Annotated in this window: 25 protein-coding genes; 3 read left to right on the plus strand and 22 right to left on the minus strand. The window is 73.6% G+C overall.

Annotated features, from left to right (window positions below; translation table 11 throughout):
* Window positions 1-38: 38 nt before the first annotated feature.
* The 17 genes from OG990_RS09360 to OG990_RS09440 form a co-directional block, all read right to left on the minus strand.
* Window positions 39-794 carry a hypothetical protein gene (locus tag OG990_RS09360; RefSeq protein ID WP_406079882.1) on the minus strand — a complete coding sequence of 252 codons (756 nt, stop codon included), beginning with the start codon at window positions 792-794 and terminating at the stop codon, window positions 39-41.
* Between the two features lie 19 nt (window positions 795-813).
* Window positions 814-1,275, minus strand: coding sequence for a hypothetical protein (locus OG990_RS09365; protein WP_406079884.1), 462 nt, complete (start codon window positions 1,273-1,275; stop codon window positions 814-816).
* On the minus strand, window positions 1,272-2,201 hold the full coding sequence (locus tag OG990_RS09370) for a hypothetical protein (RefSeq protein ID WP_406079885.1): 930 nt from the start codon (window positions 2,199-2,201) through the stop codon (window positions 1,272-1,274). The genes OG990_RS09365 and OG990_RS09370 overlap by 4 nt, the downstream gene beginning before the upstream one ends.
* Window positions 2,198-2,713 carry a phage tail protein gene (locus tag OG990_RS09375; RefSeq protein WP_406079886.1) on the minus strand — a complete coding sequence of 172 codons (516 nt, stop codon included), beginning with the start codon at window positions 2,711-2,713 and terminating at the stop codon, window positions 2,198-2,200. Before OG990_RS09375 ends, OG990_RS09370 begins: the two co-directional genes overlap by 4 nt.
* Window positions 2,694-5,387: a putative baseplate assembly protein gene (locus OG990_RS09380; RefSeq protein WP_406079888.1), complete on the minus strand. Its 2,694-nt coding sequence runs from the start codon at window positions 5,385-5,387 to the stop codon at window positions 2,694-2,696. Before OG990_RS09380 ends, OG990_RS09375 begins: the two co-directional genes overlap by 20 nt.
* On the minus strand, window positions 5,384-5,818 hold the full coding sequence (locus OG990_RS09385) for a GPW/gp25 family protein (protein WP_406079890.1): 435 nt from the start codon (window positions 5,816-5,818) through the stop codon (window positions 5,384-5,386). The genes OG990_RS09380 and OG990_RS09385 overlap by 4 nt, the downstream gene beginning before the upstream one ends.
* A complete protein-coding gene (locus tag OG990_RS09390) occupies window positions 5,815-6,153 on the minus strand; it encodes a hypothetical protein (protein WP_328416262.1) in 339 nt (112 codons plus the stop codon). The genes OG990_RS09385 and OG990_RS09390 overlap by 4 nt, the downstream gene beginning before the upstream one ends.
* Window positions 6,153-7,763: a phage baseplate assembly protein V gene (locus OG990_RS09395; protein ID WP_406079892.1), complete on the minus strand. Its 1,611-nt coding sequence runs from the start codon at window positions 7,761-7,763 to the stop codon at window positions 6,153-6,155. Before OG990_RS09395 ends, OG990_RS09390 begins: the two co-directional genes overlap by 1 nt.
* Entirely contained in the window at window positions 7,760-8,707 is a 948-nt protein-coding gene (locus OG990_RS09400) for a hypothetical protein (RefSeq protein ID WP_406079893.1), read from the minus strand. Before OG990_RS09400 ends, OG990_RS09395 begins: the two co-directional genes overlap by 4 nt.
* A 1,839-nt stretch (window positions 8,708-10,546) precedes the next feature.
* Window positions 10,547-11,029 (minus strand): phage tail protein, encoded by a 483-nt coding sequence (locus tag OG990_RS09405; protein ID WP_386982143.1) that lies wholly within the window; start codon window positions 11,027-11,029, stop codon window positions 10,547-10,549.
* A gap of 1 nt (window position 11,030) precedes the next feature.
* Complete coding sequence (locus OG990_RS09410) at window positions 11,031-12,278, minus strand: phage tail sheath family protein (RefSeq protein WP_406079895.1); 1,248 nt, start codon at window positions 12,276-12,278, stop codon at window positions 11,031-11,033.
* Window positions 12,279-12,301: 23 nt separating this feature from the next.
* A complete protein-coding gene (locus OG990_RS09415) occupies window positions 12,302-13,000 on the minus strand; it encodes a carboxypeptidase-like regulatory domain-containing protein (RefSeq protein WP_406079896.1) in 699 nt (232 codons plus the stop codon).
* Window positions 12,997-13,605 carry a glycine zipper family protein gene (locus OG990_RS09420; RefSeq protein WP_406079898.1) on the minus strand — a complete coding sequence of 203 codons (609 nt, stop codon included), beginning with the start codon at window positions 13,603-13,605 and terminating at the stop codon, window positions 12,997-12,999. The genes OG990_RS09415 and OG990_RS09420 overlap by 4 nt, the downstream gene beginning before the upstream one ends.
* Window positions 13,606-13,616: 11 nt before the next feature.
* Window positions 13,617-13,961 (minus strand): hypothetical protein, encoded by a 345-nt coding sequence (locus OG990_RS09425; protein WP_328416277.1) that lies wholly within the window; start codon window positions 13,959-13,961, stop codon window positions 13,617-13,619.
* 149 nt (window positions 13,962-14,110) lie between these two features.
* Window positions 14,111-14,884, minus strand: coding sequence for an LppM family (lipo)protein (locus OG990_RS09430; protein ID WP_406079900.1), 774 nt, complete (start codon window positions 14,882-14,884; stop codon window positions 14,111-14,113).
* A 162-nt stretch (window positions 14,885-15,046) separates the two neighbouring features.
* Complete coding sequence (locus tag OG990_RS09435; protein WP_328416281.1) at window positions 15,047-15,778, minus strand: hypothetical protein; 732 nt, start codon at window positions 15,776-15,778, stop codon at window positions 15,047-15,049.
* Window positions 15,760-16,338 (minus strand): hypothetical protein, encoded by a 579-nt coding sequence (locus OG990_RS09440; RefSeq protein WP_406079902.1) that lies wholly within the window; start codon window positions 16,336-16,338, stop codon window positions 15,760-15,762. Before OG990_RS09440 ends, OG990_RS09435 begins: the two co-directional genes overlap by 19 nt.
* 83 nt (window positions 16,339-16,421) lie before the next feature.
* Between OG990_RS09440 and OG990_RS09445 the strand changes: the two genes are divergently transcribed.
* Window positions 16,422-16,844, plus strand: coding sequence for an NUDIX domain-containing protein (locus tag OG990_RS09445; RefSeq protein WP_406079904.1), 423 nt, complete (start codon window positions 16,422-16,424; stop codon window positions 16,842-16,844).
* Here OG990_RS09445 and OG990_RS09450 read toward each other — a convergent pair.
* Window positions 16,768-17,724 carry an AraC family transcriptional regulator gene (locus tag OG990_RS09450; RefSeq protein ID WP_406079906.1) on the minus strand — a complete coding sequence of 319 codons (957 nt, stop codon included), beginning with the start codon at window positions 17,722-17,724 and terminating at the stop codon, window positions 16,768-16,770. The two genes, OG990_RS09445 and OG990_RS09450, sit on opposite strands and share 77 nt — an antisense overlap.
* 140 nt (window positions 17,725-17,864) lie before the next feature.
* Here OG990_RS09450 and OG990_RS09455 point away from each other — a divergent pair, with 140 nt between their 5' ends.
* The gene (locus tag OG990_RS09455; RefSeq protein WP_328416287.1) at window positions 17,865-18,989 is read left to right on the plus strand and encodes an FUSC family protein; all 1,125 of its coding nucleotides are present in this window, start codon (window positions 17,865-17,867) and stop codon (window positions 18,987-18,989) included.
* Window positions 18,990-19,051: 62 nt separating this feature from the next.
* Here the strand turns inward: OG990_RS09455 and OG990_RS09460 are convergent, their stop codons facing one another.
* The gene (locus tag OG990_RS09460) at window positions 19,052-19,759 is read right to left on the minus strand and encodes an alpha/beta hydrolase (RefSeq protein WP_406079908.1); all 708 of its coding nucleotides are present in this window, start codon (window positions 19,757-19,759) and stop codon (window positions 19,052-19,054) included.
* Between the two features lie 122 nt (window positions 19,760-19,881).
* A complete protein-coding gene (locus OG990_RS09465; RefSeq protein ID WP_406079910.1) occupies window positions 19,882-20,871 on the minus strand; it encodes a LacI family DNA-binding transcriptional regulator in 990 nt (329 codons plus the stop codon).
* A 164-nt stretch (window positions 20,872-21,035) separates the two neighbouring features.
* Between OG990_RS09465 and OG990_RS09470 the strand changes: the two genes are divergently transcribed.
* Complete coding sequence (locus OG990_RS09470) at window positions 21,036-22,274, plus strand: MFS transporter (protein WP_355608815.1); 1,239 nt, start codon at window positions 21,036-21,038, stop codon at window positions 22,272-22,274.
* Between the two features lie 61 nt (window positions 22,275-22,335).
* Here the strand turns inward: OG990_RS09470 and OG990_RS09475 are convergent, their stop codons facing one another.
* Together OG990_RS09475 and helR are read right to left on the minus strand one after the other, a co-directional pair.
* Window positions 22,336-23,001 carry a hypothetical protein gene (locus OG990_RS09475; RefSeq protein WP_406079911.1) on the minus strand — a complete coding sequence of 222 codons (666 nt, stop codon included), beginning with the start codon at window positions 22,999-23,001 and terminating at the stop codon, window positions 22,336-22,338.
* A 52-nt stretch (window positions 23,002-23,053) separates the two neighbouring features.
* Window positions 23,054-25,198 carry an RNA polymerase recycling motor ATPase HelR gene (gene helR, locus OG990_RS09480; RefSeq protein ID WP_406081707.1) on the minus strand — a complete coding sequence of 715 codons (2,145 nt, stop codon included), beginning with the start codon at window positions 25,196-25,198 and terminating at the stop codon, window positions 23,054-23,056.
* Window positions 25,199-25,472 lie beyond the last annotated feature (274 nt).

The raw sequence follows: 25,472 nt of genomic DNA on the forward strand, positions 1-25,472 counted from the left end.
ACAGACGATCCACCGGGGCGGTGCCGATCGCCGAAACGTCAACGGGTGGGCAGCGTGGCGGTCACCCGGACGGCCTTGACGATCGCCGGGATCGAACCGATCAGCAGCACCAGCCCCCAGATGATGGCGATCACCGCGAAGACCAGCGCCGCCACGTCGTCGACGATGCTGACCAGGATCACCGGCACCAGGTTGTGCAGGAACTCCAGCACGACCGTGCACAGCAGGGTGGTGAGGATCAGCAGCACGAGGCCCTTGTTCTGCAGGAAGCGCGGTTGGGCCAGCACCAGCAGCCCGGCCCAGACCAGCTTGAGCAGCAGCACCAGCCCGAGCAGCACCGCCGCCTCGCCGACCGGGAAGAACCCCCACAGGGCCAGATAGGCCAGCGTGCCGAACGGAACGGCCAGGAACAACGACACCATGATCATCAGTTCCACGAACGCCACGATCAGCGCGATCAGCCCGACGATGATCAGGATGATCGAGAAGATCAGGGTGGCGACGCCCTGCACCCGGCCCTGGATCCGTTCGGGCAGCAGCAGGCCCAGGCAGAACAGCCCGGTGCTCCAGACCGCCACCGCGTCGATCAACGCCAGGTAACCGGTGCCCCGGCCGGACGGCTCGCTGACCCCGGACACGTCGTCGAGCTCCACGTCGAGGTCGCCGGCACTGTCGACCAGTGCCGTGCCGGCGTCAGCGCCGCCGAGCAGCAGCCCGGCGCCCAACTCCACCCCGATCGCCAGGACGACGGCGAGCATCGCCAGCAGCAGGAACGGCTTGCGCAGGTCACCCACGGCGGCACCGCCTTCTCGGTCAGGACGTGGCCACGGTGACCGTGCAGCCACCGAGACCGGGACAGGTCACCGCCACCTCGGTCGCTTGGTCGACGGCGACCTTCGCCACCGCGCCCGTGCCGTCCGCCGCCGGCTCGACCTCGTCGCGGATGGTGAGCTCGGCGTCGCCGGGCGCCGGCGCGACGACCGTGAACCGTGCCCCGCTGCGCAGCACCAGGGTGCGCAGCCCGCCCGGGTCGGCGACCCGCAGCACGCAGCTACCGGAGAAGACCAGCAGGCCGGTCTCGTCGGCGCAGTCGGCGCTGACCGTGGCCGGGTCGACGGTGGAGCGCTCGCCGCCCAGCGCGCCCAACCGCTCGACCAGCCCGTGCCGGGCCCCCGGATCACCCTGATCGTCGCGGCCTGCGCCGACCGCGACCACGAACAGCGCCACCAGCAGGACGGCGAGCAGCCCCAGCAGCGCTTTCTGCCGGCCACTCATCGCGCGACGGCCTGCGCCACGAGCTCGGTGAACCGGATCTCGTCGACGCCCGCGAAGTAGCGGTTGGTGCCCTGCGTCTTGCCCACCACCAGCAGGGTGACCCGGTGCGGACCCTTGGTCAGCCGAACCGTGCCGACGTCCAGGAACTCGGTCTTCTGCACTGTCGGGGTGAAGCCGAGGAACGCCCCGCCGATCTGGTTGCCGTCGATGGCGAACACGGTGTTGGCGTAGTCGAGCGAGGTGGTGCGTACCGCAGCGAAGCGCCACGTGCCGTCGGCCGGGATCTGCACCGTCACGGTGACCTGGTCGCCGATGGCCAGCCCCTGGAAGAACAGCTGCTTGTCCCCGGACCAGGTCACCCCGCAGCAGTTGGGTTGCGCCACCACGACCGCCCCGCTGGTCCGCGGTGACTCCACCACCGCGGCGTCCACCAGGCTCTCCGCCTCAAGGGTGACCACCCGTGGCTCGCCGGGGTCCGGCTCGCCGCCGCGGGTCAGCAGCACCACCCCCACGGTCACCACCACCAGCACCAGCGCCGCCGCGGCGGCGATCCACGGCCACGGGGTACGCCGTGGCGGGGCGACCGCCCGTACCTCGTAGGTGACCCGGCCGCTGGAGCGGGAGCTCTCCTCCGGCGCGGTGTTCGCCGAGTACGCGAACCCGGTCATGTCGTAGCGCCGGGGCGGGGTGCCGGCCGGCACGGCGAGCTTGACCAGGAACGAGACCGAGCCCTGCCCGGGCACGACCCGCTGCGGCTCGGTGACGGTGAACCAGGCCCGCTGGGAGCCGTCGCCGGGCGCCACGTCGAACACCACCGTGTCCGGCGCGTTGCCCGGGTTGGAGACGGTGAAGGTCAACTCGCCGCTGTTGCGCGGGTCGAGGGTGAACTGTTCGGCGGCGGCGACGACCGCCCACTCGGTGGTCATGACGACTCCTCTGCGACGACGATCTCGACGGTGGTCGAGGCGGGCTTCTCCGCCTCGACGATTCGGGTGATCACGGCGAGCAGGCCGGCGGCGGCCGCCGGTACCCGCACCACGACGTGAAACGGCTGCTCGGCCGGTTCGTCCAAGGCGAAACCACTCAACCCGGTAGCCACCTCGAGAGCTCTTCGCATCCCGTACGGGGTGCCGCGCCAACGAGCCAGCAGCGCCCCGTTGGCCACCAGGTCGCGCAGCCGGCCCACCGGCAACGGCAGCGGCGCGTCCGGGCGGGGCGAGGCCACGACGTGGTCCATCGCCACCCAGCGGGTCAGCTGGGCGACCAGCCCGTCCGGCGCCCGGTACGGGTCGAACAGGGCGTCCACCTCGGCGAGGATGGCCTCGTCCGGGGCGTGCAGCTCCTCCATGACCTCCAGCAGTGCCCAGAGCACGCTGCCCGGCACGCAGGCCCGCTGGTAGGCGGCGGGCAGCAGCCGTTCAATCGCCGAGCGTCGCATCCTGCCGCACCACCTCGATGTTGTGCTCGCCGGAGCAGAGCAGCCAGGTGTCCGGGACGGTCACCACGTCGGCGGTGGCCTGGTTGGCGCTGGCGGTCCAGTCCACCGCGCTGGCGCTGCGGTACACCCCGCGCTCGCCGCCGGCCAGGATCAGCCGCTCCACCGCCTGGCCACCGGCGCCGGTGGTGGCGCTGCCGCTCACGGCGATCGCGTCCACTGGTACGAACCGGGTCCGGTCGCGCAGCGGCAGCCCGCAGTTGACCATCACCGGTTGCCACTGCGGCTGCGCGGCCAGGGTGTCCAGCCGCAGCACCCCGCCGCTCTGCGTGGCCGCCACAGCGAGGGGGCCGGCGAACGCGAGGTCCCGGCAGGTGCCGCCGATCCAGCCGCCCTGCACGGTCTGCCACTGCACGTCGGACTCGAACAACCGGGTGCGGTGGCAGCCCTGGCCGGGCTTCTTCGGATCCGGCTCACCGGCACCGCTCCACAGCAGCGTGGCCGGGCCGTCGTACTGCACCGCCAGCACCCGGTTGTCCACGTTGGAGAGACCGACGTGGGCGAAGCTGTCCGGCCGGCCGCCGGCGGTCGACAGGTACACCCCGAAGCCCGCCTGCGCGGCCACCGCGACGCCGGGCGCACCCCGCTCCGAGACGAACGCGCGCACCGCGTAGAACCCCCGGTCGGCGTCGGACGGGTCGACCAGGATCTGCAACGGCACCGCGCCGGGCAGCAGCGACACCTCGTACAGGCCGGTGTCGGTGGCCACCAGCAGCGCACCCGCGCCGTCCCGGTCCAGCCAGGCCACGTCGGAGATCCGCGAATCCAGGTCGGTCAGCAGCGACCAGGTCTCGCCCAGGTCGGTGCTCAGGTGCACCCGGGACCCGCCGGAGGCGCGCAGCGTCACCACGGCCACCGAGCCGGGACGTGGCACGATGCCCGGCCGGACCGGCGCAGGCGCGGGCGCCACCCGCAGCACCGTCTCGCCGTCGAACCGGCCCGCCGGCTCCCAGCCCGCGCCGGCGTTGCTGGAGCGGAACAGCACCGCGCCCCGCCCGGCGTACCAGGTGCGAGGTTGGTACTGGTCGACGGCGAGGGCGCGCACCTCCGCGTCGGGCGCCTCGTCGACCACGAACCGGACCGACTCGACGTAGCGCACGCCCGGCTCGGCGTGCTCCAGCAGCCGGTACACGTTGGACGCACGCAGCGGCTCGCCGAACGGCCAGCCGGTCGGGTTGAGCGCGGTGGGCAGCGGGCTGAGCGTCTGGTGCAGCCGGTCGTGGATCCGCCGGCGGACCGCGTCCACGTCCTCCTCCCGCCGGACCACCACCCGAGCCTGCACTGAGACCGCCTTGAACCGGGCCCAGGTCGCCCGGGACCGGATGCCGACCATCCGGCGCTGTTCCAGGTCCGCCTCCACCCGGCGCCGCGCCTCGGGCACCTCGTGCTCGCGCAGCACCGCCACCGGCAACCGGCCACCCGGGCGGGCCGTCGACGGCACGTACGGCACCAGCACCACCTCGACCTCGCCCGGCCGGGCGAAGCTGTACACCGCGGCGCGGGTGAACGCGCGGGCCCGCGCCACCGCGCCGGAGCTGGTGGCCAGCACCTCGAAGTCCCGGGCGGTGACCGCGCGCTGCTGGGCGAAGAACTCGTACGGGCCGCGCAGCAGCACCGACTCCAGCGCCTCCATCTCGCGCCCGCCGGCCGCTGGCGCGGGGTTGTCCACCCGTACGCCGGGTAGCGGGTCGCGCAGGCTGGTCAGGGTGCCCGCGGCCACGTTGCCGGTCGGCCCGCCGCCGGCTCGGTACCAGAGCCGCACCTGCCGCCCGGCCGGCGGTACCGCCGCCACGGTCACCGGCGACCGCGCCGGATCACCCGCCGCGAGATCCGCGGGCGGGGCCGGATCGGTCGGCGTGGGCTCGCCGGGGGTGTCGGGGTGGGCCGGCCCGGCGGGCGGCCGCAGGTCGAGGGCGGGAGCGAAGGTGACCGTGCCGGAGCAGCGGTCCACCAGGTACACCTTGGCCTGCGGGCCGAGCCCGGCGAAGCTGTCCACCGGCCGCCAGATCTCGAAGGTGCGGCCGTCGTGCTCGCGGGCCGCCGCGCCCAGCTCCACCGTGCCGCCCGGCACCTCGACCCCGAGCAGCAGGTCCAGCGCCTCGGCGGTGTGCGCCAGCGGGGCGTGGGCCGCCCGCAGCACCTGGCCCGGCTGGCCGGTGCCGGTGCCGAGCAGCTCCGCCTCGACCGGCTCGCAGTGGTGCATCCGCACGGTCACCGACGCCTCGCCGGCGGGCAGCAGCGCCGGCTCGGTGGTGACGAACACGACCGGCCGGGGATCGGCGCCGCGGGCCGCCGCGACCCGCAGGCCGGCCGGGATCCGCACGGCGCCCCGGTCGGTGCCGCTGCGGGTGAACCGGACGTCGGCCCACGCCGCGGTGGGCGCGTGCCGGGCCACCCCGAGCAGGTTCAGGAACGAGACGTACGCCTTCTCCGGCAGCTGGTTCAGCCGGTAGATCATCACCTCGGTGAGGTGTGCGAACGCCTCCACCAGTGCCATGCCCGGGTCGTGCGCCGACAGGTCGGTCCAGGCCGGGCAGGACTGCCGGATCCGTTCCCGGGCCTCGGTGACCAGGTCGAGGAACGCGCGGTCGTCCAGGTGCGGCACGGGCAGCGTCATGACGGTTCCTCCTGCGCCGGTTCGTCGATCGGGAGCAGGTCCACAGAGAAGACCAACTGTCCGGGCGTCAGGCTGGCCCGGACCCGGTAGTCCAGCCGGATCACCAGCCGCCACGCGTCGTCCGGATCCGGTCCGGCGTCCACGTCGATCACCTCGACCCGGGGCTCCCAGCGGGCGATGGCCTGCCGGACGTAGTGGATGGCCAGCCCGGCGGTGGTGTCGTCGTTGGGCGCGAAGATCAGCCGGTGCAGCCGGGAGCCGTACCCGGGCCGCATCAGTCGCTCGCCCGGCGTGGTCGACAACAGCAGGAACAGCGCCTGGCGTACGCTCTCGTCGTCCTCGGTCATGGCCAGGCCGCCGGCTGCGGTGAGCGCCAACCCACCGGACCGGCCGGCGTCGAAGCCGGCGCCGACGAAGCGGAACGCCCTCACCGGTCCGCCCCCAGGAATCGCTGGCGCGGGTCGCGCACCGTGTGGTGGACCGCGTTGGGCGGCGTGCCGTTGGTGAACCCCTCCAGGTTGTCCAGCACCACCCGGTGCCCGTCGACCCGCAGCCATTCGCTGTAGCCGACGCGCAACGTCTCCGTCGTGGTGCACGGCTTGATGGTCGGTCCGTAGTTCGGGCAGGCGATGATCTTCCGTCCCTCCGGGTCGTCGTCCACCAGCACCGGCACGCCGGTGACGGTCACCCACCGCTGCGACGGCCGGTTCTCGACCCGGCCGTCGTGGTCGCAGGTGATCACCGAGTCGCGGTGGATCCAGCGCATCAGCCGCCTCCTTCGTGGTGTGCGCGGGCGAGCGCACGCGCTTGCTCGGCCGCGGTGGTCGGGTCCTCGGTCGACTCGGCATGCAGGAAGTCCACGCTGCGGGCACGGACCACCATGGCCCGGCCGGGCGCGGAGATCACCAGGTCGGTCGCCGCGTGCAGGGTGGCCAGATCGGGGGTGAGTTCCAGCCAACTACCACCCTCGGTGGCCAGCCGCAGGCTGCGCTGGACGTCGTCGACCACGATCGACTGCCCGCCGGCCGTGCGCAGTGTCCAGCGGCGGGCCCGGCCGTCGTCGATGCCCGCGTCGTACGGCTCGACGGCGCCGAAGAGCGAGCCGAGCACGATGCCCGAGGCCGGTTCGCCGCCGGGCAGCACCACCAGCACGGTGTCGTCCGGATCGGGGAGAGCCACCAGCCCCTTGCCGCGCCCCGCGCCCGGGCAGAGCACGGCGAGCCAACCGACGTCCAGGTCCCCGTACGCCGGCAGGGTCAACCGGACCCGGCCCAGCCCGTCCGGGTCGGTGACGTCGGTGACGGTGCCGAGCGTGACCACCGCGCCGGCCGCTCCAGCCGTTGCGCCGGCTGGGGTTGGCGGGGCTGCCGGTGGCACGGTGGAGAACCGGGTCAGGTGGCCACTGCCGTCCACGGTGTGCACCACCTCGGTCAGCACGTACGCCCCGGCGACCTGGTCCGGTACGCCGCTCAGGTCGATCCGCCGGCCGGGTCGCAGCGCCGGATCGCCCTCGGCCACCCCCTCGGCGGTCACCAGCGCGGCGGCCCGGGTGTCCAGCCGGGCCTGGGCCAGCGCCGCCAACTCGTCGTCGCTGCGGCCGGGCTGGTCGACCGCTGTGCGTACCCCGTCGGCGCCCACGTCGGCCGGGTCCGGCCGGTCGCCCGCCGGCCGACCGCAGCGCGCCTCGTCGGCCTGCTGGCTGATCGGTTCGGCCCGCTGCGGGTGCCAGCCCAACGCGGCGGTCGCGCCGCTGGCCTGGTCCAGGTTGGTGGCGAGCCGCAGGGTGTGCACGTTCGCGCCGAGGGCCAGCTTCACCGGTTCGCCGTACCCGGCGAGGGTGATCAGACGTACCCCGTCGCCGTCGGCGGCCAGGTGCAGCCCGGCCCGGCCGGTCACCTCGCGCAGCAGCTCCAGATCACTGTGCCGGTGCTGGAGCAGCCGCTCCAGCCGCGGCCCGTCGGTCTCCGCCGTCACCGTCAGCCCGACCTCGCCACACAGCTCCCGGGCCAGCTCGGCGGCGGTCACCGAGGTGAAGACCCGCAGCCCCTGTCGCTTGCGCAGCCGGTGCAACGCGTCGTACGCCCGCAGCCGCAGCACCGCGGCGCCGTCCGCGGCGTACTCGACCTCCACGCAGGTCACCTCACCGGTGAACAGCGCGTCGGGATGATCGGCGAGCCGCAGGTCGAGCACCGTGCCGGGGCGTACCGGGGGGTCGAACGCGCCGCCCCCGGCGGTCGTGGCGAGCACCAGCTCTGCCTGGGTGGGTTGGTCGAGCCGGGCGGCCACCCGCAGCGAGCGGACCCGCTGCCGGGCCGCGCCGGCCAGTTCGACGCCGTCGAGGAGGACGGTCAGCGCCCGGGGCGCGACGCTGGTCACGGCGCACCGCCCGGGGTGGTGCCGCCGGGGTTGGTGCTGCCTGGGTTGCCGCCGGTCGGTGTTGGGGTGGTCCTCGTTCCGGTCGCCGCACCCCAGGCCGCCGGGGCGGTGGCAATCGAGGCGCCCACGAACGACGCGCCAGCACCGACCGCGCCGGCCACCGCCCGGGCGACCCCGGCCACCGCACCAACCAGCGTCGCCCCGCTGCCCGCCATCCCGCCGGCCGGGGTGGCACCGGCCGGCGGAACGGCCAGCGTGGTGCCGGCCGGCACCGCCAGCGGATCGGTGATCCGGTTGTGCTCGGCCAGCAACCGCCAGCGCAGCGGCGAGCCGAGCGCGTCGTTGGCCAGCAGATCGAAGCGCACCCCGGAGCGCCCCGGCTCGGCGGCGCCGTCACCGGCGGCGACCACCGCACTGCCCGGGGCGGCGGTCGGGGTGTTCGCCGCAGCCAGCTCCTCGGCGAAGCCGGCCTCCGCCTGGTCGGCCGTCTCGGCCGCCCGGACCAGCTTCAGTCGCAGCCAGGAGCGCCGTGGCGAGCCGGTGCCGGTGAACGCGTCGAACCGCTCCGCCACCGCGATGATCACGCCGGGCACGTTCCAGGTCTTGCCCCAGACCAGCCGGACCAGCGGCGGCCGCAGCCACCCGTGCTCGGCGGTGGAGTTCTCCGCCAACATCCACAGCGGCCGGGTGAGCACCCGTACGTCGCTCGGGCGGACCTGCGCCTCCACGAAGTCGACGTCGAAGAGCAGGTCGAGCACCAGCTCGGTCCGGCCGCCACCGGTGAAGACCAGCGGGTCGTCCGCCAGCCCGGCCCCGGTGAGCTGCCCACCGGCGGCACCCCGATGGCGTACCCCGGCGAGCCGGGTCACCTGCACGGTCTCCGGGTTGAGCAGGCAGTCCACCCGCTCCCCGGAGGAGTCGATGAGGAAGGCGACGCGTTCCATCAGTCGCCCGCCTGTTCCCGATCCAAGCGGCTCAGCTGTGCCGCGTCCAGCGCCTCACCGGGCACTGTCCACAGCGGCCGGTCGTCCGGCAGCGCCGGCCACAGGCCGCTGGCCACCGCCGACCACCCACCGCCGATCAGGCCCGGCCCGGATCCACCCGGCTCCGCCTCGCCGGCCCGTTGTCCGGGCGACGCCGGCTCGTCCGGCAGGGCCGGCCAGGGACCGCGGCCAGCGGCGCGGGCCACGCCGATCGGGCCGGCGCCCGTCTCTGGCCCCGTACCCGCCGGACCCGTCCACCCGGCTGGCCCGTCGCCCTCGCCCAGGTCCCGCCCGCCTGGCACACCACCCGCCGCCGAAACCCCGCCCAGCCGCCCGCCGCCAACCCCGAAGCCGCTCGGGTCACCGCCAGCCCCGAACCCGCTGCGGCCGATCCCGAACCCGTCCTCGTTCGCTTCGAACCCACCCGGTCTCGCCGAGAACCCGCGTCCGCCCGCCGAGGAGCGCCCTCTGTCCCACTCATCCGAGGCGCTCTCAAACGCAGCTGTAGATCTTGGAGGGAAAGTGCCCCCGGGGGGCCCGGAATCTTCCAAGAACCGGCGCGACTCCCGCGAACCGTGCGCGGGGGTGGGTTGGGGGGTGGTCGAGGCCATTCCGGGGTGCTTGGTCCGGCGGTCGACGGGGCTGGTGCCTCGAGGCGAGCCGAGCGGGCCGGGGACCGCCGGGCGGATCATCGGCCGGGATGGCCCAACGGCTTCCCTCTCCCGTCCAGACGCCGCTGACCTGTCGTCGGCCATCCCGCCAACCGCGCCGGACGCGCCAAGCTGCGCCGATCCACCCCGTCCCGACGATGCGCCCCATCCCGCCGACGCACCCGATCCCGCCGACGTAGTCGACCCCGCCGGTGCACCAGGCCCAGCCACCGAGTCGAACCCGCGCCGGACGCGCAGTCGGGCCGGCAACGTCCCATCGAGCGCCGCTCCACCCGCCACGCCGAACGCCATCCCCGTGCCAAACACTCCGGCGGTGCCAGAAGTACCCGCCGCATCGGAGGCGCCGAACGAGCTGCCCCTGCCGAACGTGCCGGCGGCACCGAACGAACCGGCGGTGCCATGCCCAGATCCGCCGAGTCCACCACCTCTGCCGGAGTGCCCGGACCCGCCACCCGCCCGCCACCCGCCCGATCCTCCGAACCGGTTGGCAGCACCTGGCACTCCGAACCGCCCGGCCAGACCGGGTCCGTCCGCCGCGCCGTGCCCTCCGGATCCGTCCGCCGAGCCGGGCTCTCCGAAGCCGCCAGCGTCACGCCTGCCGAATTCACCAGCGGCGGCAGGGCCGTCGGTACCGGCAGGCTCGCCGAAGGTACCGCCAGGGACACCGAGCCCGCCGGCAGCGTCGTACCCCTCGAACCCACCCATACCTGGGATCCCGGTCGGCCCTCCGAACCCACCCTGCGGGTCGGCAGTGGACCGGTGACCAGGCTCGCCCGGTCCCTGGCCGACTGCGGTCGTCCGACCACCGAGGCCCCGGTCCGCTGGTCCGGCACCGTCCTCGCGGCCGGGCCGGCCGTAGCGTCTGTCGCCGGTGTCCGTGTCGGCAGCGTCGGTCGAGGCCCGACCGTCCGGAGGTACGTCGAGGTCCAGGTCCTGCAGCAGACCGGGGGCGTGCGCGGCGACCAGGTCCAGCCAGTGCTGCGGTGGCTCCCCGAAGCGGCGCGGCGCTGCCGTGCGCAGGTCCGACGGCCTGCGCACCGAGTGCTGCCCGGTCGCGACGCTGGGCTCGACCCGTCCGGCGAGGCGTTGCACGGCCCCGGCGGCCGAGCGCAGCCGGCCGGCCAGCCAGCTACGCGGGAGTCGGCGCGGTGGCACCGCCGGTCTCCAACTCCAGGCCCTCGTAGCGCAGCGTCAGCGACGCGATGGCGATCTCGTGACTGAGCGTGTTGAGGTGTGCCCCGCGCCAGCGGGTGGGCCAGGCGCCGATCAGGTTCCAGCGCAGCACCTCGGCGGTGCCCACGGAGTCCAGCAGCACCACGGAGACGTTGCGGCGGTTGAGTGTGCCCTGGGCGGTGGCGTTCACCCAGTCCCACAGCTCCCGGGACGCGGTGAGCCCGAAGTGCAGCGTCACCGGCTCGTACTCCGCCTGGCCGGGCACCATCCGCATCCGGCCCAGGCCGTGCTCCCGGTACGGCTGCCCGGGGATGTTCACCTCCAGCCCACTCATCTCGGTGAAGTGGCCGTTGGTGACGCCGTTGATGAGCAGCCTGAAGTTGTACGCCCGGTACGGGTCGACCGGGGCACCCGGTTGCGGGGTGGCTGTGGTGGGCATGTCAGCCTCCGATCGTCTCGGTCTCGGTGCCGCCGGCCCACTGGCTCAGCTTGAACACCACGAACTCGGCGGGCTTGACGACGGCGATGCCGATGTGGGCGATCACCATGCCGGCGTCACGGACGTCCGACGGGTTGGTCTCCTCGTCGCACTTGACGAAGAAGGCCTCCTCCGGGCTTCGCCCGAGCAGCGCGCCGTCGCGCCACACCCGGGTGAGGAACGCCCCGATGTCACGCCGGATCGAGCGCCAGAGGGTGAAGTCGTTGGGTTCGAAGACCATCCACCGGGTGCCGTTGGCGATGGCCTGCTCGATGGCGATGCTGAGCCGGCGCACGTTGAGGTAGCGCCACTCGCTGGCCTCGGCGGCGAGCGTACGGGCGCCCCAGACGCGGATGCCCTCGCCGGCGAAGTAGCGGATCACGTTGACGCCCTTGGGGTTGAGCACGTCGTGTTCCGGTCGGGTGACCAGGTAGCCCAGGTCGACGGCGCCGCGTACCGGCTCGTTGGCCGGTGCCTTGTGCACGCCGCGCAGGGCGTCGGTGCGGGCCCAGATGCCGGCCAGGTGCCCGCTCGGCGGGGTGAGTTCCAGCTCCCCGCTGATCGGGTCGCGTACGCGTAGCCATGGGTAGTAGAAGGCGCCGAACTCGGACTGCCGGGGCCGGTACGCCGCCCCGTCGTGACCGCCCGAGCCACCGGGACCGCCCGAGCCGCCGGAACCGCTGGCCGCGCCCTCGGCGGGCTTGGGGGGCTTGCCGGAGGACGGCGTGGCGACCCGGGTCAACGCCGAGATGTCGTCGATGTCCGGCGCTGGGTCGCAGATCGCCACCATGGTGCGGGTCCGCTCGGCCATGCTCAGCAGCGCCTCGTGGGCCACCACGTCGTGGAAGCCGGGCGCGGCGATGATGGAGATCTCATCGACCGCTTCCAGTAGTTGCAGGCCACCGCGCCGCTGCCCGGTGCCGGTGATCGCGCCGCCTTCGCCGACGTTGACCACCCAGCAGCGCGCGCCGCCGTTGTCCAGGAAGCCGAAGACCGCCCGCGCCAGCGCGGTGCTCTCCGCCTGCTCGCCGCCGGCGAAGAGCCGGAGGAATTCGGTCCAGTTGTTGACCGGCACCGCCTTGCCCAGTTGGGCGGAGCGGTCCGGGGCGACGCCGACGAACGCGGCGATGCTGGTGCTCTGCGGCCCGATCGGTCGGGCGCCATCGGGGACCTCCTCGACGTAGATGCCGGGGGAGAAGTAGCTGGGCATCGGTCCTCCTGTGCGGGTGGGCGTCAGTGGGTCGGTGGCGCGCAGACGATGACGATCTCGGGTTCGGCGGGGTCGACCTCGGCGGTGAGCACGAGCCCTCGTCCGGTCAGCCGGAGTCGGACCGGGCCCGGTTGCTCGGGGTCGTGCGGGACTCCGACGATCAGGAACCGGCCGTCGGGGTCGGTGCGGGTGGCGGACGCCGTGCCGGGCAGTTCGACCCGCATGGCGGCCAGTGGTTGGTCCTCGGGGCCGACCACCCGGCCGGCGAGCGTGCGCAGCTCCAACTGCCGCAGCCGCAGCGGTTGCAGGACCGGCGGCGCGGCCGGGGTCGGGTGGTCCACCTGCGCCGGCACGTCGATCAGCAGCGCCGGGCGGGGTGCGCTGCCGAACGCCGTCCACAGCTTGGCGTCGCCGGCCTCCAGCACCACCGGATAGCTGCCGTCGCTGGTGGCGGCGGTGAGCACCCGGTCCAGGCCGGGCAGCCCGGCCGGCCCGGCCGCGCAGAGCAGGTAGCGGATCGTGAACCGGTACGGCTCGCGGACCGCGCCGCTGGAGCGGGTCTGCCGGGCCGGGCGCAGCTCCAGCGGCCAGAGGGTGAGCCCGGCGGCATCGCCGTCGGTGCGGGGCGGGCCGATCGGGACGGGTCCCCCCGCCGCGCTGGCCAGCCAGGCGGTCAGCTCGGCGGTGGCCGTCTCGATCGGTCCGCGCCCGTGGTTGGTCATCGCGGCGGCGTCCCCTGGATCCGGTAGGCGATGGCCTCGTTCCAGACGTGGGGGTAGACGCCGATTTCGAAGTAGCGGGTGAACCGGTTGATCGGCGCGTTGGTGTGGTCGTGGTAGAGCAGCCACACCGGCGCGATGGTGAACAGCACGTAGTTCGCCAGCACCAGTGGGATGTAGAGCGGGCCGAGCAGGCGGCCCTGGAAGATGTGCACGTCCTCGTGCCGCTGGATGCCGGAGCTGGAGCCGGCGCAGACGGTGCCGATGGTGGTGGCGTAGCGGGGCGAGACCCCCTCCACCACGCTGACCCGGCCGCTGCCCTGCGAGGTGGGCCGGTCCAGCGAGTGCCCGAAGAGCAGGTGCATGGCCAGGTAGATGGCCCCGACGAACGTGTTCAGCAGACTCCACGTGTGGTCGACGACGAAGAGGAGGATGCCGCGGGCGTCCGATCCGTACACCCCGGCGGAGGCCACCGCCCAGCCGAAGACCGCGCCGACCAGCAGGCCCACGACGGCGCCGATCAGCAGCCCGATCGGGCCGCCGGCCAGGAGGCCGAACAGGGCGCCGAAGCCGACCTGGACTGCCGCGCTGATGATTCCGAAGATCATGATGTCACTCCTCAGACCCAGGAGCGGAGGATGCGGGGCTCGCGGCCTTGCGCGAGCTGGGTCGGCGACGCCTGGGTCGCCTGCCGGTTGCCGGGCGGAATCTGGTTGACGCCGAGCGCGGCGGAGAAGATGACCAGGGCGTTGAAGAACGCGATGATCCACTTCTCACCGCCGGCGTTGTCGGCGAACGCCGCGGTCACGTAGGACAGCAGCAGTGCGATGCCGATGGCGATCCACTTGCGGGCCTTGTCGCCGCTGGGGCCGATCAGCCCGCCGATGACGTTGGTGGCCAGTAGGGTGGCGGCGCTCGCGCCGGCGAGGCTGCCCAGGGCGGCCCAGGTGAAGAGATCGTTCACGGCGATCCCCCTTTTCTGCGATGGTGCGACCGGGATGAGGTGGTGGTGAGGTGAGGTCCGGTGCTCCGGGTGGGAGCACCGGAGCCGGTCGCCGTCGTCGCGGGGCGGCCGGAGCCGGGCGTGGCCGGCGGGGCCGGCCACCGGATGGATCAGCCGGGCCCGGGCGCGCCGGCGGGCGGGCCCGGCGAGGTCGGGCCGGGGGCCGCCGGCGCCGTCGGGCGACGGCGACGCAGCAGGAGTACGCCCACCGCGGCGAGCAGCAGCAGGAGGAGCAGCCCGCCGACGATCAGCAGCCAGGGGAACCCGCCTCCGTCGGCGGCGTCGACCGGCGAGGCCGACGGTCGCGGCGGTGCCTCGGCGACGGCCCGCAGTTCGGTCGGCTTGTCCTGGTTGGAGTCCACCTTCCAGCTGACCGACCGGCCGTTGACGGTGCCATTGGTGTCGATCACCCGGCCGGGAAATGTCACCGAGATCTCGAATGACATCAACTTGAGAAATGCCTGCTGCTGCTGCGGATTCTGTTGGGCTATTGTTCCGCCGTATTTGGCCGGGTCGAGCGGCAACGTGAAGCGGTAGAAATCGCCGTCCCGCACCAGTTTGACGCTCTCGGTGTCGAAGCCCGCGAGCGGCGCCTTGCGGTAATTGATCTGGGTGCCGAAGAGTTTTTCGTCCTGGTAGCCGGTCTCCTCGCCGGGCGGCAGCGCGGGAATGTTCTGTCGCAGCTCCGCGAACGCCGCCGGGATGTTCTTGTTCCGGGAGCTGAGCAGGGATTTCTGGGCGGTCAGCAGGAGCTGCCCGTCGACCGTGTCGTCGGCGTTGACGGTGAGCCCCATGTTGAGCTGCATGCAGCCGCTCAAAACGGCGAGAAGGAGGAGACACACCGCGACGCGGAGTGCCTTACCGCGGTTGACTCTCCTGTTCATGGGCTCAGTGTGTGTGATCGCTATCACCACGAGCAGTCAGCGATCAGTCAGAACGCAGTCGCCGATCTTACCGGTGTGCTGTCGCGTTCGGATGAGGCCGCCGGCAACACAAATGGCTACTCTGGAGTTTTGGGCCCAGTGCAGTTCTTCTGCGCCTCGGCGTCACATCTGGCCGCGGAGGCTGTTGATGATTTTTTCCCCCGTCGCCCGGTCGTCGGGCCGGTTGGTCAGCCACGCCGCCACGTAGAGGGTCTGTGCCGGGGAACCCGGTCCCAGCACGCCGGCCGGGGCCGTCCAGACGTGCTCCATCAGCAGGTGCAGAGTCCGGCGACCCATCCAATCGGGCTTCGTCAGGACGTCGGCGAGCCAGGTGCTGTCGTCAACTGCCCGTACAGGTCGGTCCACGAACGGCGGCCTCAGCCGGGTCCTGGCATCGGGGCCGCACGGCGGCGGGCACGGTGCCAGCAACACGCGCAGGAAGCTCTCCTGGCCGGTGGTGTCGTCGGACCCCGCGGAGCATTCCCACTCGGCTGTCGACGCGGTGCCGACGCCCGGAAGACTGAACGCCAGGCATCGCCACTCGGTGTCCCGGGGCACCAGCACCGTCATCGGTAGCCCCGGCTCGCCGAAGGGAGTCGCCTCGCCCGCGGCGAACTGCGCGCCAGCGACCGAACCGGCGGGAGACGGCAGCGGCCGCGGCGTCGACGGTGGATAGTGGGGTGCCGCCGGCAACGGGGGCATCGAGACCGGCGCGACCGCCCGGTCCACGGAGGCGGCCTGGGCGCGCCCCAGGGGCGCAGCGACGACATTTCCCAGCGCGTAGCCTCCCAGGGATAGGGCGACGACGACGAGCACCAGCACGACGTCCGACTCGGTCAGCACCTTGCGTGGCATCGCGCGGCCACCTCCTGCACCAGACTCCGTACCGCCTCGAACATGGCGTCCCGCGACGCGTACGCCGTGTCCAGCTCTGCGTTGATCGTCACCGTGCCGATCCGAGCGCGGACGATCGTCGACTGCCGCCCGTCGTCGTGCGTGTCGCCGTACTCGTAGGACTCGTCGCCGATTCGGACTGGCGTCGGATGTGTCCGGCAGCGGGTGCAACTCCACAGGTGCACCTCGTCGCGGGCCCGTTGCACCGCGGATTCGCCCTCCCGGCGGGTCGATCGGAGATAACCGAACCAGAGCACCACATCGGCCCGGTCCTCGCCCACACCTACCCGGCCGGACACGACGCACAAGACGTACCCGCGGTTGCCGTGCTCGACCGTCGGCTGCGACGCCGCAGGCACCATCCGGGCGATCGTCTCGGAGCGGGCGAGACCGCAGACGTCGACGGAAGGGGGTCGGCTCGGCACATCGGCGGTCAACGCCTGCCAGCCGAAGAGGCCCAGCCCGACGGTGCCGCCGACGATCAGCGCGTTCCGCAGCCGGTGACCGATCCGCCACTGCATACCTTCGGAGGGTAGAACGCCTCCGGCCTCAGGCCACCGCTCCCGCGCCTACCCGACAGGGCGGTCCGGCTTAGGCTGGTCGGGTGATAGTGGTCGCGTGCGTGCTGCTGGTGGATCCCGACGGGCAGGTGCTGCTGCAACTGCGCGACGGCAACGCGACCTTCCACCCGAACGTGTGGGGGTTGCCCGGCGGCCACGCCGAGGCGGGGGAGATTCCGGAGCAGACCGCCGAGCGGGAGCTGTGGGAGGAGACCGGCCTGCGCGCCGACGGCCCGCTGCGCCCATTCACCGTGCAGTCGCTGCCCGAGCTGGGCCGGGCGAAGCACTACTTCACCGGCAGCACCCGGGCCCGGCAGGAGGACGTGGTGCTCGGTGAGGGCGCCGCGATGCTCTTCGTGCCTGGCGACCGGGTGCTCGACGGCCGCCCCTTCACACCCGGCACCGTCGAGGTGCTGACCCGGTTCCTCGCCTCACCCGAGTACGCCGACGCCAGCACCACCGGCTGAACGGGTCAGTCGGCCGAGGCGCCGATCCGGTGCTGGCTCGGGGTGATGCCGCGAACCCGGCGGACGCGGTGCTCAGCGCGTACGGGCTGGCGTAGCCGACCCGGCGGGCCACCGCGCCCAGTGTGGCGTCCGGCTCGCGCAGCAGGTCAGCCGCGAGTGCCAGCCGCCACCCGGTCAGGTACGCCATCGGCGGCTCGCCGACCAGTTCGGTGAAGCGGCGGGCCAGCACCGCCCGCGAGACGCCCACCTCGGCGGCGAGCGCGGCGACCGTCCACGGTCGAGCCGGGTCGTTCTCCACCAGCCGCAGCGCCGGGCCGACCACTGGATCGCCGGCCGCCCGATACCAGCCGGGCGCCGCGTCCGGGCGGCCGAACCAGGTGCGCAGCGCGCCGATGAGCAGCAGGTCCAGCAGCCGGTCCAGCACGGCCGCCTGGCCGGGCGCGTCCCGGGTCACCTCCTGGGCGAGCAGCGGGACCAGCGGGCTGCGCCACTCCTCGGCGGGCACCACCAGCAGCGGCGGCAGCGCCGTGAGCAGCCGTCGGCTGACCTCGCCGGGCAGGTTGTACGTGCCGGTCAGCAGCACCGTCGACCCGTGCAGGCCGGTGCCCCAGGTGCGTACCCCCAGCGCCATGGACTCGGCCAGCGGCTCTCCGCGCAGGGTGGTGCAGCGCTGACCCGGGTGGATGACCACCTGCGGCGGGCTGGCCGGGTCGTCCGCGACGAGGTGGCCGTCCGGCCCGCGCAGCACCGCCACGTCGCCGGGGCGCAGCGGCGCCGCGGGGGCGTCGTCCGGCACCAGCCAGGCGGCGCCGCGAACCAGGGCCACCACGGTCAGCGGCGCCCGGTCCTCGATCCGCAGCGCGTACGGCGGGTCCAGCACCGAGCGGAGCAGGAAGGCACCCCGGCGCGGGGACCGTCGAGCAGCCCGGTGAGCGGGTCCATCGCGCGATGGTAGACGATCGCGAGGGTCGCTCCGGGTGTGGAGTGGTGCGGCCTGATGACCGGTGGGGGAGGTGGGGGATGGCGCGGTTCAGCGGCCTGCGGGTGGCCGGCGAACGGCTGCGGCACGGGTGGCGGCCGGTGCTGGAGGCGACCCTCGCGGCGACCGTGGCCTGGCTGCTGGCCACTCGGCTGCTCGGGCACCCGCAGCCCTTCTTCGCCCCGGCCGCGGCGCTGATCGTCCTCGGTCAGGCCCGGGGGCAGCGAATCCGGCGTGCCGTCGAGGTCGTCCTCGGGGTGGCTGCCGGGGTGCTGGTCGCGGACCTGGTGGTGCAGGCGCTGGGTCCGGGCAGCACCTGGACCGTGTTCACCGTCATCCTGCTCACGGTCCTGCTCGCGGTGGCCTTCGGCGCCAGCGGCGTGACCCTGGTGCAGGCCGCGGTCTCCGCGCTCTACCTGGTGGTGGTCGCGCCGCCGGACGGGTCGCTGGTGCCGTTCCGCTTCGTCGACGCGTTGATCGGCGGCGTGGTCGCGCTCGCGGTCAGCCTGCTGGTCGACGCCCGGCGTCCGCTGGCCCCGCTGGTCGCCGAGGTGCGGCGCACGTTCGACGAGTTGGCCGGGCTGCTGGGCGGGATTGCCGACGCGCTGGACCGCCGGGACGAGGCCGGCGCGGTCGCCGCGTTGGCCCAGGCCCGTGGCATGGACGTCCGGGTCGACGGGCTGCGCGACGGGGTGCTGGCGGCCGGCGAGGCGCTGCGGCTCAACGTGCGTCGGCACCGGCACATCGGCCGTCTGCGGTCGGTGGACGAGTCGATCCGGCAGATCGACTACGTGGTACGCAACGTACGGGTGCTCGCCCGTGCCGGGGTGACGCTCAGCCGGCTGCCGTCCCCCGCGCCGCCCGAACTGGGTGCCGCGCTGCGGTCGCTGGCCGAGGCGGTCGGGGAGGCCGGCTCGGCGCTCGCCGCCGACCTGGACGGGCAGGACGAGGCCGCCGACCGGCACGCCATCCGGGCGGACGAGTTGGCGCTGGCCGCCGTACACACAGCCGGGCAGCTCTTCGGGTCGGCCCAGACCCTCCCGCTTGCCATGATCATCGGCCAGGTCCGGGCCACGGCCATCGACCTGCTGCGCGGCCTCGGCCCCGACGACGACGCCACCGTCCTCACCCGTGTCGACGAAGCCCTCGGCCTCCCCGCGATCTGACCACCACCTCCTCACCCCGACCACGCCCTCGGCCCGCGCGGTGACGTGTGTCCCGGGGGCGGTCAGGGTGGGGTGGTCAGCCAGTCGGTGGCGGACTGGCGCACGGGGGTGGAGACCTCGTGGCCGCCGGGGAACTCCTCGTAGGTGACGTCGTAGCCGAGGCTGCGCAGGTGCGGGACGAGCCGCCGGCTGCACAGGTCGATCGGCAGGACCCGGTCGTCCACCCCGTGTGAAACGAAGATCCGCGGCCGGCCGTGCGTCACCGGCGGCGCGGCGAAGCCGGGGGAGAAGGCCAGCACCGCGTCGACGAGGTCGCCGTTGGCCAGGCCCAGCGAGAGCGCGTACGAGGCGCCGTCGGAGAAGCCGCCGAGCGTCACCTCACGCACCGGATAGCCGTCGAAGACGGTGGCCAGCAGCCCGTCGATGCGCCGCACGTCCACCCCGAAGCCGCCGGCGATCAGGTCCCAACTGCTCGCCGACGCCTGCGGGGCCACCAGCAGCAGGTGATGCGCGTCCGCGACCGGCAGCAGCAGGTCCAGGCCCTGCCGCGCGGAGCCGCCCGCCCCGTGCAGCAGCACCACCAACCGGTACGCGGTCCCGTCGGTGGCCGGCTCCGGGGCGTACGCCATCGCCAGCGGCCCACCGTGGGCGTCGGTCATCGGCATCAGCCCGGTGGGCGCCGACGCCACCGGCGGGTGGGCACGGGCGGTCAACCGGCCGTGCCGTGGATCGTCCGCCGGCACGCGGTCCGGCGGCGCGGGTTCGGACACGGATCACCGCTCCTCGCTGTCGGCAGGGTGTGCGCCGCGGTTACCCGACCCGCCACGGGTTAACCGCCGGCCATCACCGGCAGCCCGGTCAGGAGCTGCCGCGGGCCGCCAGGTTGACCGGGTCAGGCGCTGTCGCGGGCCACCAGGGCGGACGGGAAGAGGGTCTCCGGCACGGTCCGGCGGCCGTCCAGCACGGCGGTGGCCGCGGCGGCCGCGATCCGGCCCACCGGGTGGCTCGCGGTGGTCAGCGCGGGGGTGGTCATACCGGCCAGCGGGATGTCGTCGAAGCCGGCCACGGCGACGTCGCCGGGCACCCGCACCCCGCTGTCGCGCAGCGCCGCGATAACCCCGAGCGCGGTCTCGTCGCTGATCGCGTAGATCGCGTCGAGGTCCGGCCAGCGCCGCAACGCCTCGTCGGCCGCCGCCCGGCCGCGTGCCGCGGTGAAGTCCCCGGGCAGCACCCGCTCCGGCAGGCCGGCCTCGCGCATCAGCCGGCGGTACGCCACCACCGGGCGCTGTGAGCACGGCAGCCAGCGGGGGCCGGTCACCATGGCGATCCGGCGGCGACCCGTGCCGTACAGGTGACGCAGCACCTCGCTGGCGCCAGCGTCGTTGTCGACGTCGAACGACGGGACGGTGGCTGAGCCGACGCCGATCGAGACCACCCGGCCGTGCAGCGACCGCGGCACGGCGGCCAGCAGCTCCGCGGTGGTGTTGACCAGCACCACGCCGCACACGCTGCGGTCCCCGGCGAGCTGGTCGAGAGGGCTCGGATCGCTCAACGGCAGCCAGTGCAGCGCCACGCCGATACCGGCCGGCGCGCAGACCTGGGCCGCCGAGCCGACCACCCGGTGGACGTACGGGTCGTCCAGCACCGCGGCGCTGGTCCCCGCGACCGCCACCACCAGCCGTACGCCGCCGCCCCGGACCAGCGCCCGGGCGGCCGGGTTGGGCACGTAGCCGAGCCGGTCGACGGCCGCCGCCACCCGGTCCCGGGCTGCCGGCGAGGCGAACCCGGTCCCGGCGATCACCCGCGAGGCTGTGGACCGGGACACCCCGGCGATCCGCGCGACGTCCTCCAGGGTGGCCGGTCGGTGTGCCGCTGCCGTCATCGTCCCCTCCTCCGGTTACCCGTCCGGGCGGACGAACACCTGCCTCGAATCATCCCCCGACCGGAGGCGGAGCCGGTAAGGGGCGGTAGCCGGTTTGTGGTGGTAGCGCTCTCAGGTGTGCGATCGTGCCAGGAGATCACCCCGAGAAAGAGGACCCGCCGCCCGTGACCGCCCCCACCAGCTCATCGGTTTCGCCCGACACCGCCCCGGCACCGTCACGTGCCGTGCGGCTCGCCCGTAACGGCGTCGCCGTCGTCTTCACCCTCAACGGGCTGGCCGTCGGCAGCTGGTTCTCCCGGGTTCCGGCGGTCCGCGAGGCGTTGGACCTCTCCGCCGGCAGGCTCGGGTTGCTCCTGCTGGCGATGAGCGTCGGCGCACTGCTGGCCATGCCCACCTCCGGCCTGCTCGCCCAGCGCTTCGGCGCGGCCCGCACCGTGCGACTGGGCACGGTGCTGGTCGCGGTGGGCGTGACCGTGGCCGGGCTGGGCGCCACGGTGGCCGGTTCGGCCGTCGTCGTCGCGGTGGGGCTGGTCGCCTTCGGCTACGGCTCGGGTGCCTGCGACGTCGCGATGAACGTCGAGGGCGCGGTGGTGGAGCGGCGGTTGGGGCGTACCGTCATGCCCCGCTTCCACGCGGCCTGGAGCCTCGGGTCGGTGGCCGGCGCGGGGCTCGGCGCCGGGGCCGCCCGCTTCGACGTGTCGGTCGGCGCGCACCTCGCCGCCGTGGCGGTGGTGGTGCTGACCGGCACCGTGCTCGGCTCGCGGGCGTTCCTGCCCCGGCCGGTCGTCGACCCGGCCGCCCCGGCGGCGGCCGCCAGCCCGGCCGCCGGCCGCCGCGCACAGCTCGCCGCCTGGCGCGAGCCCCGCACCCTGCTGATCGGGCTGTTCGTGCTGGTGATGGCGTTCACCGAGGGCAGCGCCAACGACTGGCTGGCGGTCGCCTTCGTGGACGGCCGGGACCTGAGCGAGGCGGCCGGCGCGGCGGTCTTCGGCGTCTTCGTCGTCGGCATGACCCTCGGGCGCACCGCGGGCACGATCGCGCTGGACCGGTGGGGTCGGGTGCCGGTGCTCAGCGGCACCATCCTGCTCGCCGTGGTGGGCGCGAGCCTGGCCGTGCTGGCGGGCTCGGGGCCGGTGGCCATCGTCGGCGTCGCGCTCTGGGGACTCGGCGCGTCGCTGGGCTTCCCGGTCGGGATGAGCGCGGCGGCCGACGAGGAGGCGCACGCCGCCGTCCGGGTCAGCGTGGTCGCGGTGATCGGTTACACCGCCTTCCTGGGCGGGCCGCCGTTGCTGGGGTTGCTCGGCGACCGGGTCGGCACCCTGGACGCGCTGCTGGTGGTGCCGCTGCTGCTGGTGCCGACGCTGGCGCTGGTGTCGGTGCTGCGTCCGCCCCGGCGATCATGAAGTTATCGCCCTCGATGCCGGCGTTTCGCGCCGCCAACTTCATGATCACCGGGGTCGAGGGTCAGTCGCGGAGCCAGACTCGGAGGGGTCCTACCGGGACGAAGCCGGCCTTGCGGGCGGCGGCGAGGTCCGGGCCGGATTCGTAGCCGACCAGCGGCAGCCGGGGCAGGGTGGTGAGCACCCCGTGCCAGATCTCGCCGGGGTCGCCGGTACGGGCGAACAGGTTGGAGACGCCGTACACGCCGTCGCCGCTGACCACCGCGCCGCCGACGACCGCACCCCGGTCGTCGTACCGGGCCAGCACCCGTACCCGGGGGTCGGCCAGCAGTGCCGGGCGGAACAGCTCCCCGCCGCCGTGCGCCGCCGCCCAGGCGACCAGCCCCGCGGGCGTCGTGACCCGGGTGAGCGGCGGGCCGGCCGGTGGGTCCGCCGGCGGCCGGTGGATCCACTGCGCGTCGAAGAGCACCCGGAAGCCGTGTCCGGTGAGGTCGAGGTCGGCGAAGCTGTCCTTCACCGACGCCCCGGACCCGGCGTCGATCCGGGCCAGCAGGGCGTCGGCGTCGACGCCCGGGCGCAGGGTGACCGCGTCCGGGTACCAGGGTGGGGAGCGGCGGGGGACCGACCAGGCGTCGGCGTCGATCCGGCCGGTCAACCCGTGAGTGCCGCAGACGACGTCGCACCATTCGGCGTTGTCGCGGGCCGCCGCCTCCCGCACATCCTGGGGCACGCCCCGCAGCCTAAGACCTCCTGACCGGGGCGCCGCCCCCCACTCCCGGACCTCAGGAGTTCGTGAGGATGACCAGTTGCTGGGTCGCGCGGGTCATCGCGACATAGCGGTCAACCGCTCCCTCGACGCCCGCGCCGAACGCCTCCGGGTCGACGAGCACGACCAGGTCGAACTCGAGCCCCTTCGACAGCTCCGGGGTCAGTGACCGGACCCGGGACGTCGGCTCGAAGGTGGGATCGCCGATGACGCAGGCGATGCCCTCGGCGTGCGCGGCGAGCCAGGTGTCGAGGATCGAATCCCGATCAGAGGCAGGTCCGTGTACGACGGGGACGCCGCTGCCGCGGATCGACGTCGGCACGTTGGCGTCCGGGAGCACGGCCCGGATGACCGGCTCGGCTTCCGCCATGACCTCTTCCGGCGTCCGGTAGTTGATGCTCAGCGAGGCCAGGTCTATCCGGTCGAGCCCGACCCGTTCGAGCCGTTCCTGCCAGGACTCCGTGAACCCGTGCCGGGCCTGGGCACGGTCCCCGATGATGGTGAAGCTCCGGGACGGGCAGCGGAGCACCAACATCTGCCACTCCGCGTCGGTCAGCTCCTGGGCCTCGTCCACGACGATGTGCGCGAACGGGCCGGCGAGCAGGTCCGGGTCGGCGCTGGGCAGCGCGGTCTCGTCGACCAGGGCATCCTGGAGATCCAGTTGGCGCAGGCTCGACAGCACACCCTCGCCGTCGTCATAGGCATGGGCCTCGATCAGTTCACCGACGACCGTGGCCATCCGCTCGCGCTCGACGGCGACGATGGCCCCCTGCCGACGCTTACGCACTGACGCCTCCGGGTCGCCGAGCCGCTGCCGTGCCGCGTCCAGGAGCGGCAGGTCGGACACCGTCCAGGCCTGGGCGTCGCCGCGCTGCAGCTTGCGGACCTCGTCGGGGCTGAGCCGGGGAGCGCACTTGCGCAGGTAGGCCGGCACCGACCACAGGTCTCCGACGAGGTCGGCCGCGTCGAGCAGCGGCCAGGCGCGGTTGAAGGCCGTGCGCAACTCCCTGCTCCGCAGCAGCGACCTGCGGACCACGTCATCCGGCTCATCGCCGTCGTACCTGTCCGTCAGGATCGTGAGCAGTTCCTCCCAGACCTCGTCACGCGCCTCGTTGTGCGGGGTGCCGGGCCCCGGCGCCTCGAACGCCTCGGCCCAGTCGTCGGCGCTCAGCCGGATGTCGGCCTCGTCCGTCGTGACCGTCATCGGTGCGGTCGGCGGCTCCTCGTAGAACCTGACGGCCGCGTCGATCGCCTTCACCAGGTCCGCGGACGACTTCAGGCGGGCCACGTCCGGGTCGGTCTCGATGGTTGCCGCGGCACCCTCGGGGACGAGGTCCCGCAGGGTGCAGATCTGCACCTCCTCCTCGCCGAGGCTGGGGAGGACGTCGGCGACGTAGGCCAGATAGGGCTGGTGCGGACCGACGAACAGCACACCGCCTCGGCCGTGACCGAGGCGAGGGTCGGCATAGCGCAGGTAGGCGGTGCGGTGCAGGGCGACGACGGTCTTCCCGGTACCCGGGCCGCCGTCCACGACGAGAGCGCCGCTCGATCCCGCGCGGATGATGGCGTCCTGGTCGGCCTGGATGGTGCTCAGCACATCCCGCATCTGGGTCGACCGGCTGCTGCCCAAGCTGGCGATGAACGCGGACTGGTCGTCGAGCGCGGCGTGCCCCTCAAGCCCGTCGGCGGTGAACACCTCGTCCCAGTAGTCGCTGATCCGGCCGAGGGTCCAGCGAAACCTGCGGCGGCTCGCCAGACCCATCGGGTTGGCGTGGGTGGCTCCGAAGAACGGCTCAGCCGCGGGGGAGCGCCAGTCGAGCAACAGCCGACGACCCTCGTCGTCCGTGAGGCCACGTCGGCCGATGTACACGGGCTCGGTGCTGTCCGCGCTGACCATGCGGCCGATGCACAGGTCCAGACCGAAGCGACCCAGTGCGTGCAGACGCGCCGTCAGCCGGCGCACCTCCATGTCCCGGTCCACCGCCTGCCGGCCTTTGCCGCCGGGCGCCTTGCGCGCCGCGTCGAGGCGGTCGGACAGGTCGGCGAGCAACTGCTCCAGGCGTTCCGCGATGGCCGCGAAGTGCCGCTCGTCGCCCGCGATCAGCGCCGGCTCGGCCTTGGGGGAGAGGTGGTCGGGAAGATCAAACACGCTGGTGGTCAGCGAGGTCACGTCATCAGCTCCGATCTGAGGTCCTGCAGTCGAACGAGTGCGCGGCGGCTCTGCGCACGGATCGCCTCGATGGCCACTCGCGCGAGCACCGTCGAGGCCCGCGGGACGGCCTGCGCGTACGCGTATCGCGCGGCCCGAGGCATGGCCGCGTACGTTGTCCACCGGTGACAGGCCGGTCTGGAGGTTGAGCGCCGCGCCGAACAGCGCGTCACCGGCGGCGGTGTTCTACGCCGCCATCTCCCACCCGCTCAGGCTCGGGTAGCCC

Origin of the sequence: Micromonospora sp. NBC_00858, assembly GCF_045207365.1 — a bacterium.
Taxonomy (GTDB): Bacteria; Actinomycetota; Actinomycetes; order Mycobacteriales; family Micromonosporaceae; genus Micromonospora.

Coding starts and splice junctions, on each gene's coding strand:
- OG990_RS09365 (WP_406079884.1), bottom strand. CDS start 1,275: ATGAGTGGCCGGCAGAAAGCGCTGCTGGGGCTGCTCGCCGTCCTGCTG.
- OG990_RS09370 (WP_406079885.1), bottom strand. CDS start 2,201: ATGACCACCGAGTGGGCGGTCGTCGCCGCCGCCGAACAGTTCACCCTC.
- OG990_RS09375 (WP_406079886.1), bottom strand. CDS start 2,713: ATGCGACGCTCGGCGATTGAACGGCTGCTGCCCGCCGCCTACCAGCGG.
- OG990_RS09380 (WP_406079888.1), bottom strand. CDS start 5,387: ATGACGCTGCCCGTGCCGCACCTGGACGACCGCGCGTTCCTCGACCTG.
- OG990_RS09390 (WP_328416262.1), bottom strand. CDS start 6,153: ATGCGCTGGATCCACCGCGACTCGGTGATCACCTGCGACCACGACGGC.
- OG990_RS09400 (WP_406079893.1), bottom strand. CDS start 8,707: ATGGAACGCGTCGCCTTCCTCATCGACTCCTCCGGGGAGCGGGTGGAC.
- OG990_RS09405 (WP_386982143.1), bottom strand. CDS start 11,029: ATGCCCACCACAGCCACCCCGCAACCGGGTGCCCCGGTCGACCCGTAC.
- OG990_RS09410 (WP_406079895.1), bottom strand. CDS start 12,278: ATGCCCAGCTACTTCTCCCCCGGCATCTACGTCGAGGAGGTCCCCGAT.
- OG990_RS09415 (WP_406079896.1), bottom strand. CDS start 13,000: ATGACCAACCACGGGCGCGGACCGATCGAGACGGCCACCGCCGAGCTG.
- OG990_RS09420 (WP_406079898.1), bottom strand. CDS start 13,605: ATGATCTTCGGAATCATCAGCGCGGCAGTCCAGGTCGGCTTCGGCGCC.
- OG990_RS09430 (WP_406079900.1), bottom strand. CDS start 14,884: ATGAACAGGAGAGTCAACCGCGGTAAGGCACTCCGCGTCGCGGTGTGT.
- OG990_RS09435 (WP_328416281.1), bottom strand. CDS start 15,778: ATGCCACGCAAGGTGCTGACCGAGTCGGACGTCGTGCTGGTGCTCGTC.
- OG990_RS09440 (WP_406079902.1), bottom strand. CDS start 16,338: ATGCAGTGGCGGATCGGTCACCGGCTGCGGAACGCGCTGATCGTCGGC.
- OG990_RS09455 (WP_328416287.1), top strand. CDS start 17,865: ATGGCGCGGTTCAGCGGCCTGCGGGTGGCCGGCGAACGGCTGCGGCAC.
- OG990_RS09465 (WP_406079910.1), bottom strand. CDS start 20,871: ATGACGGCAGCGGCACACCGACCGGCCACCCTGGAGGACGTCGCGCGG.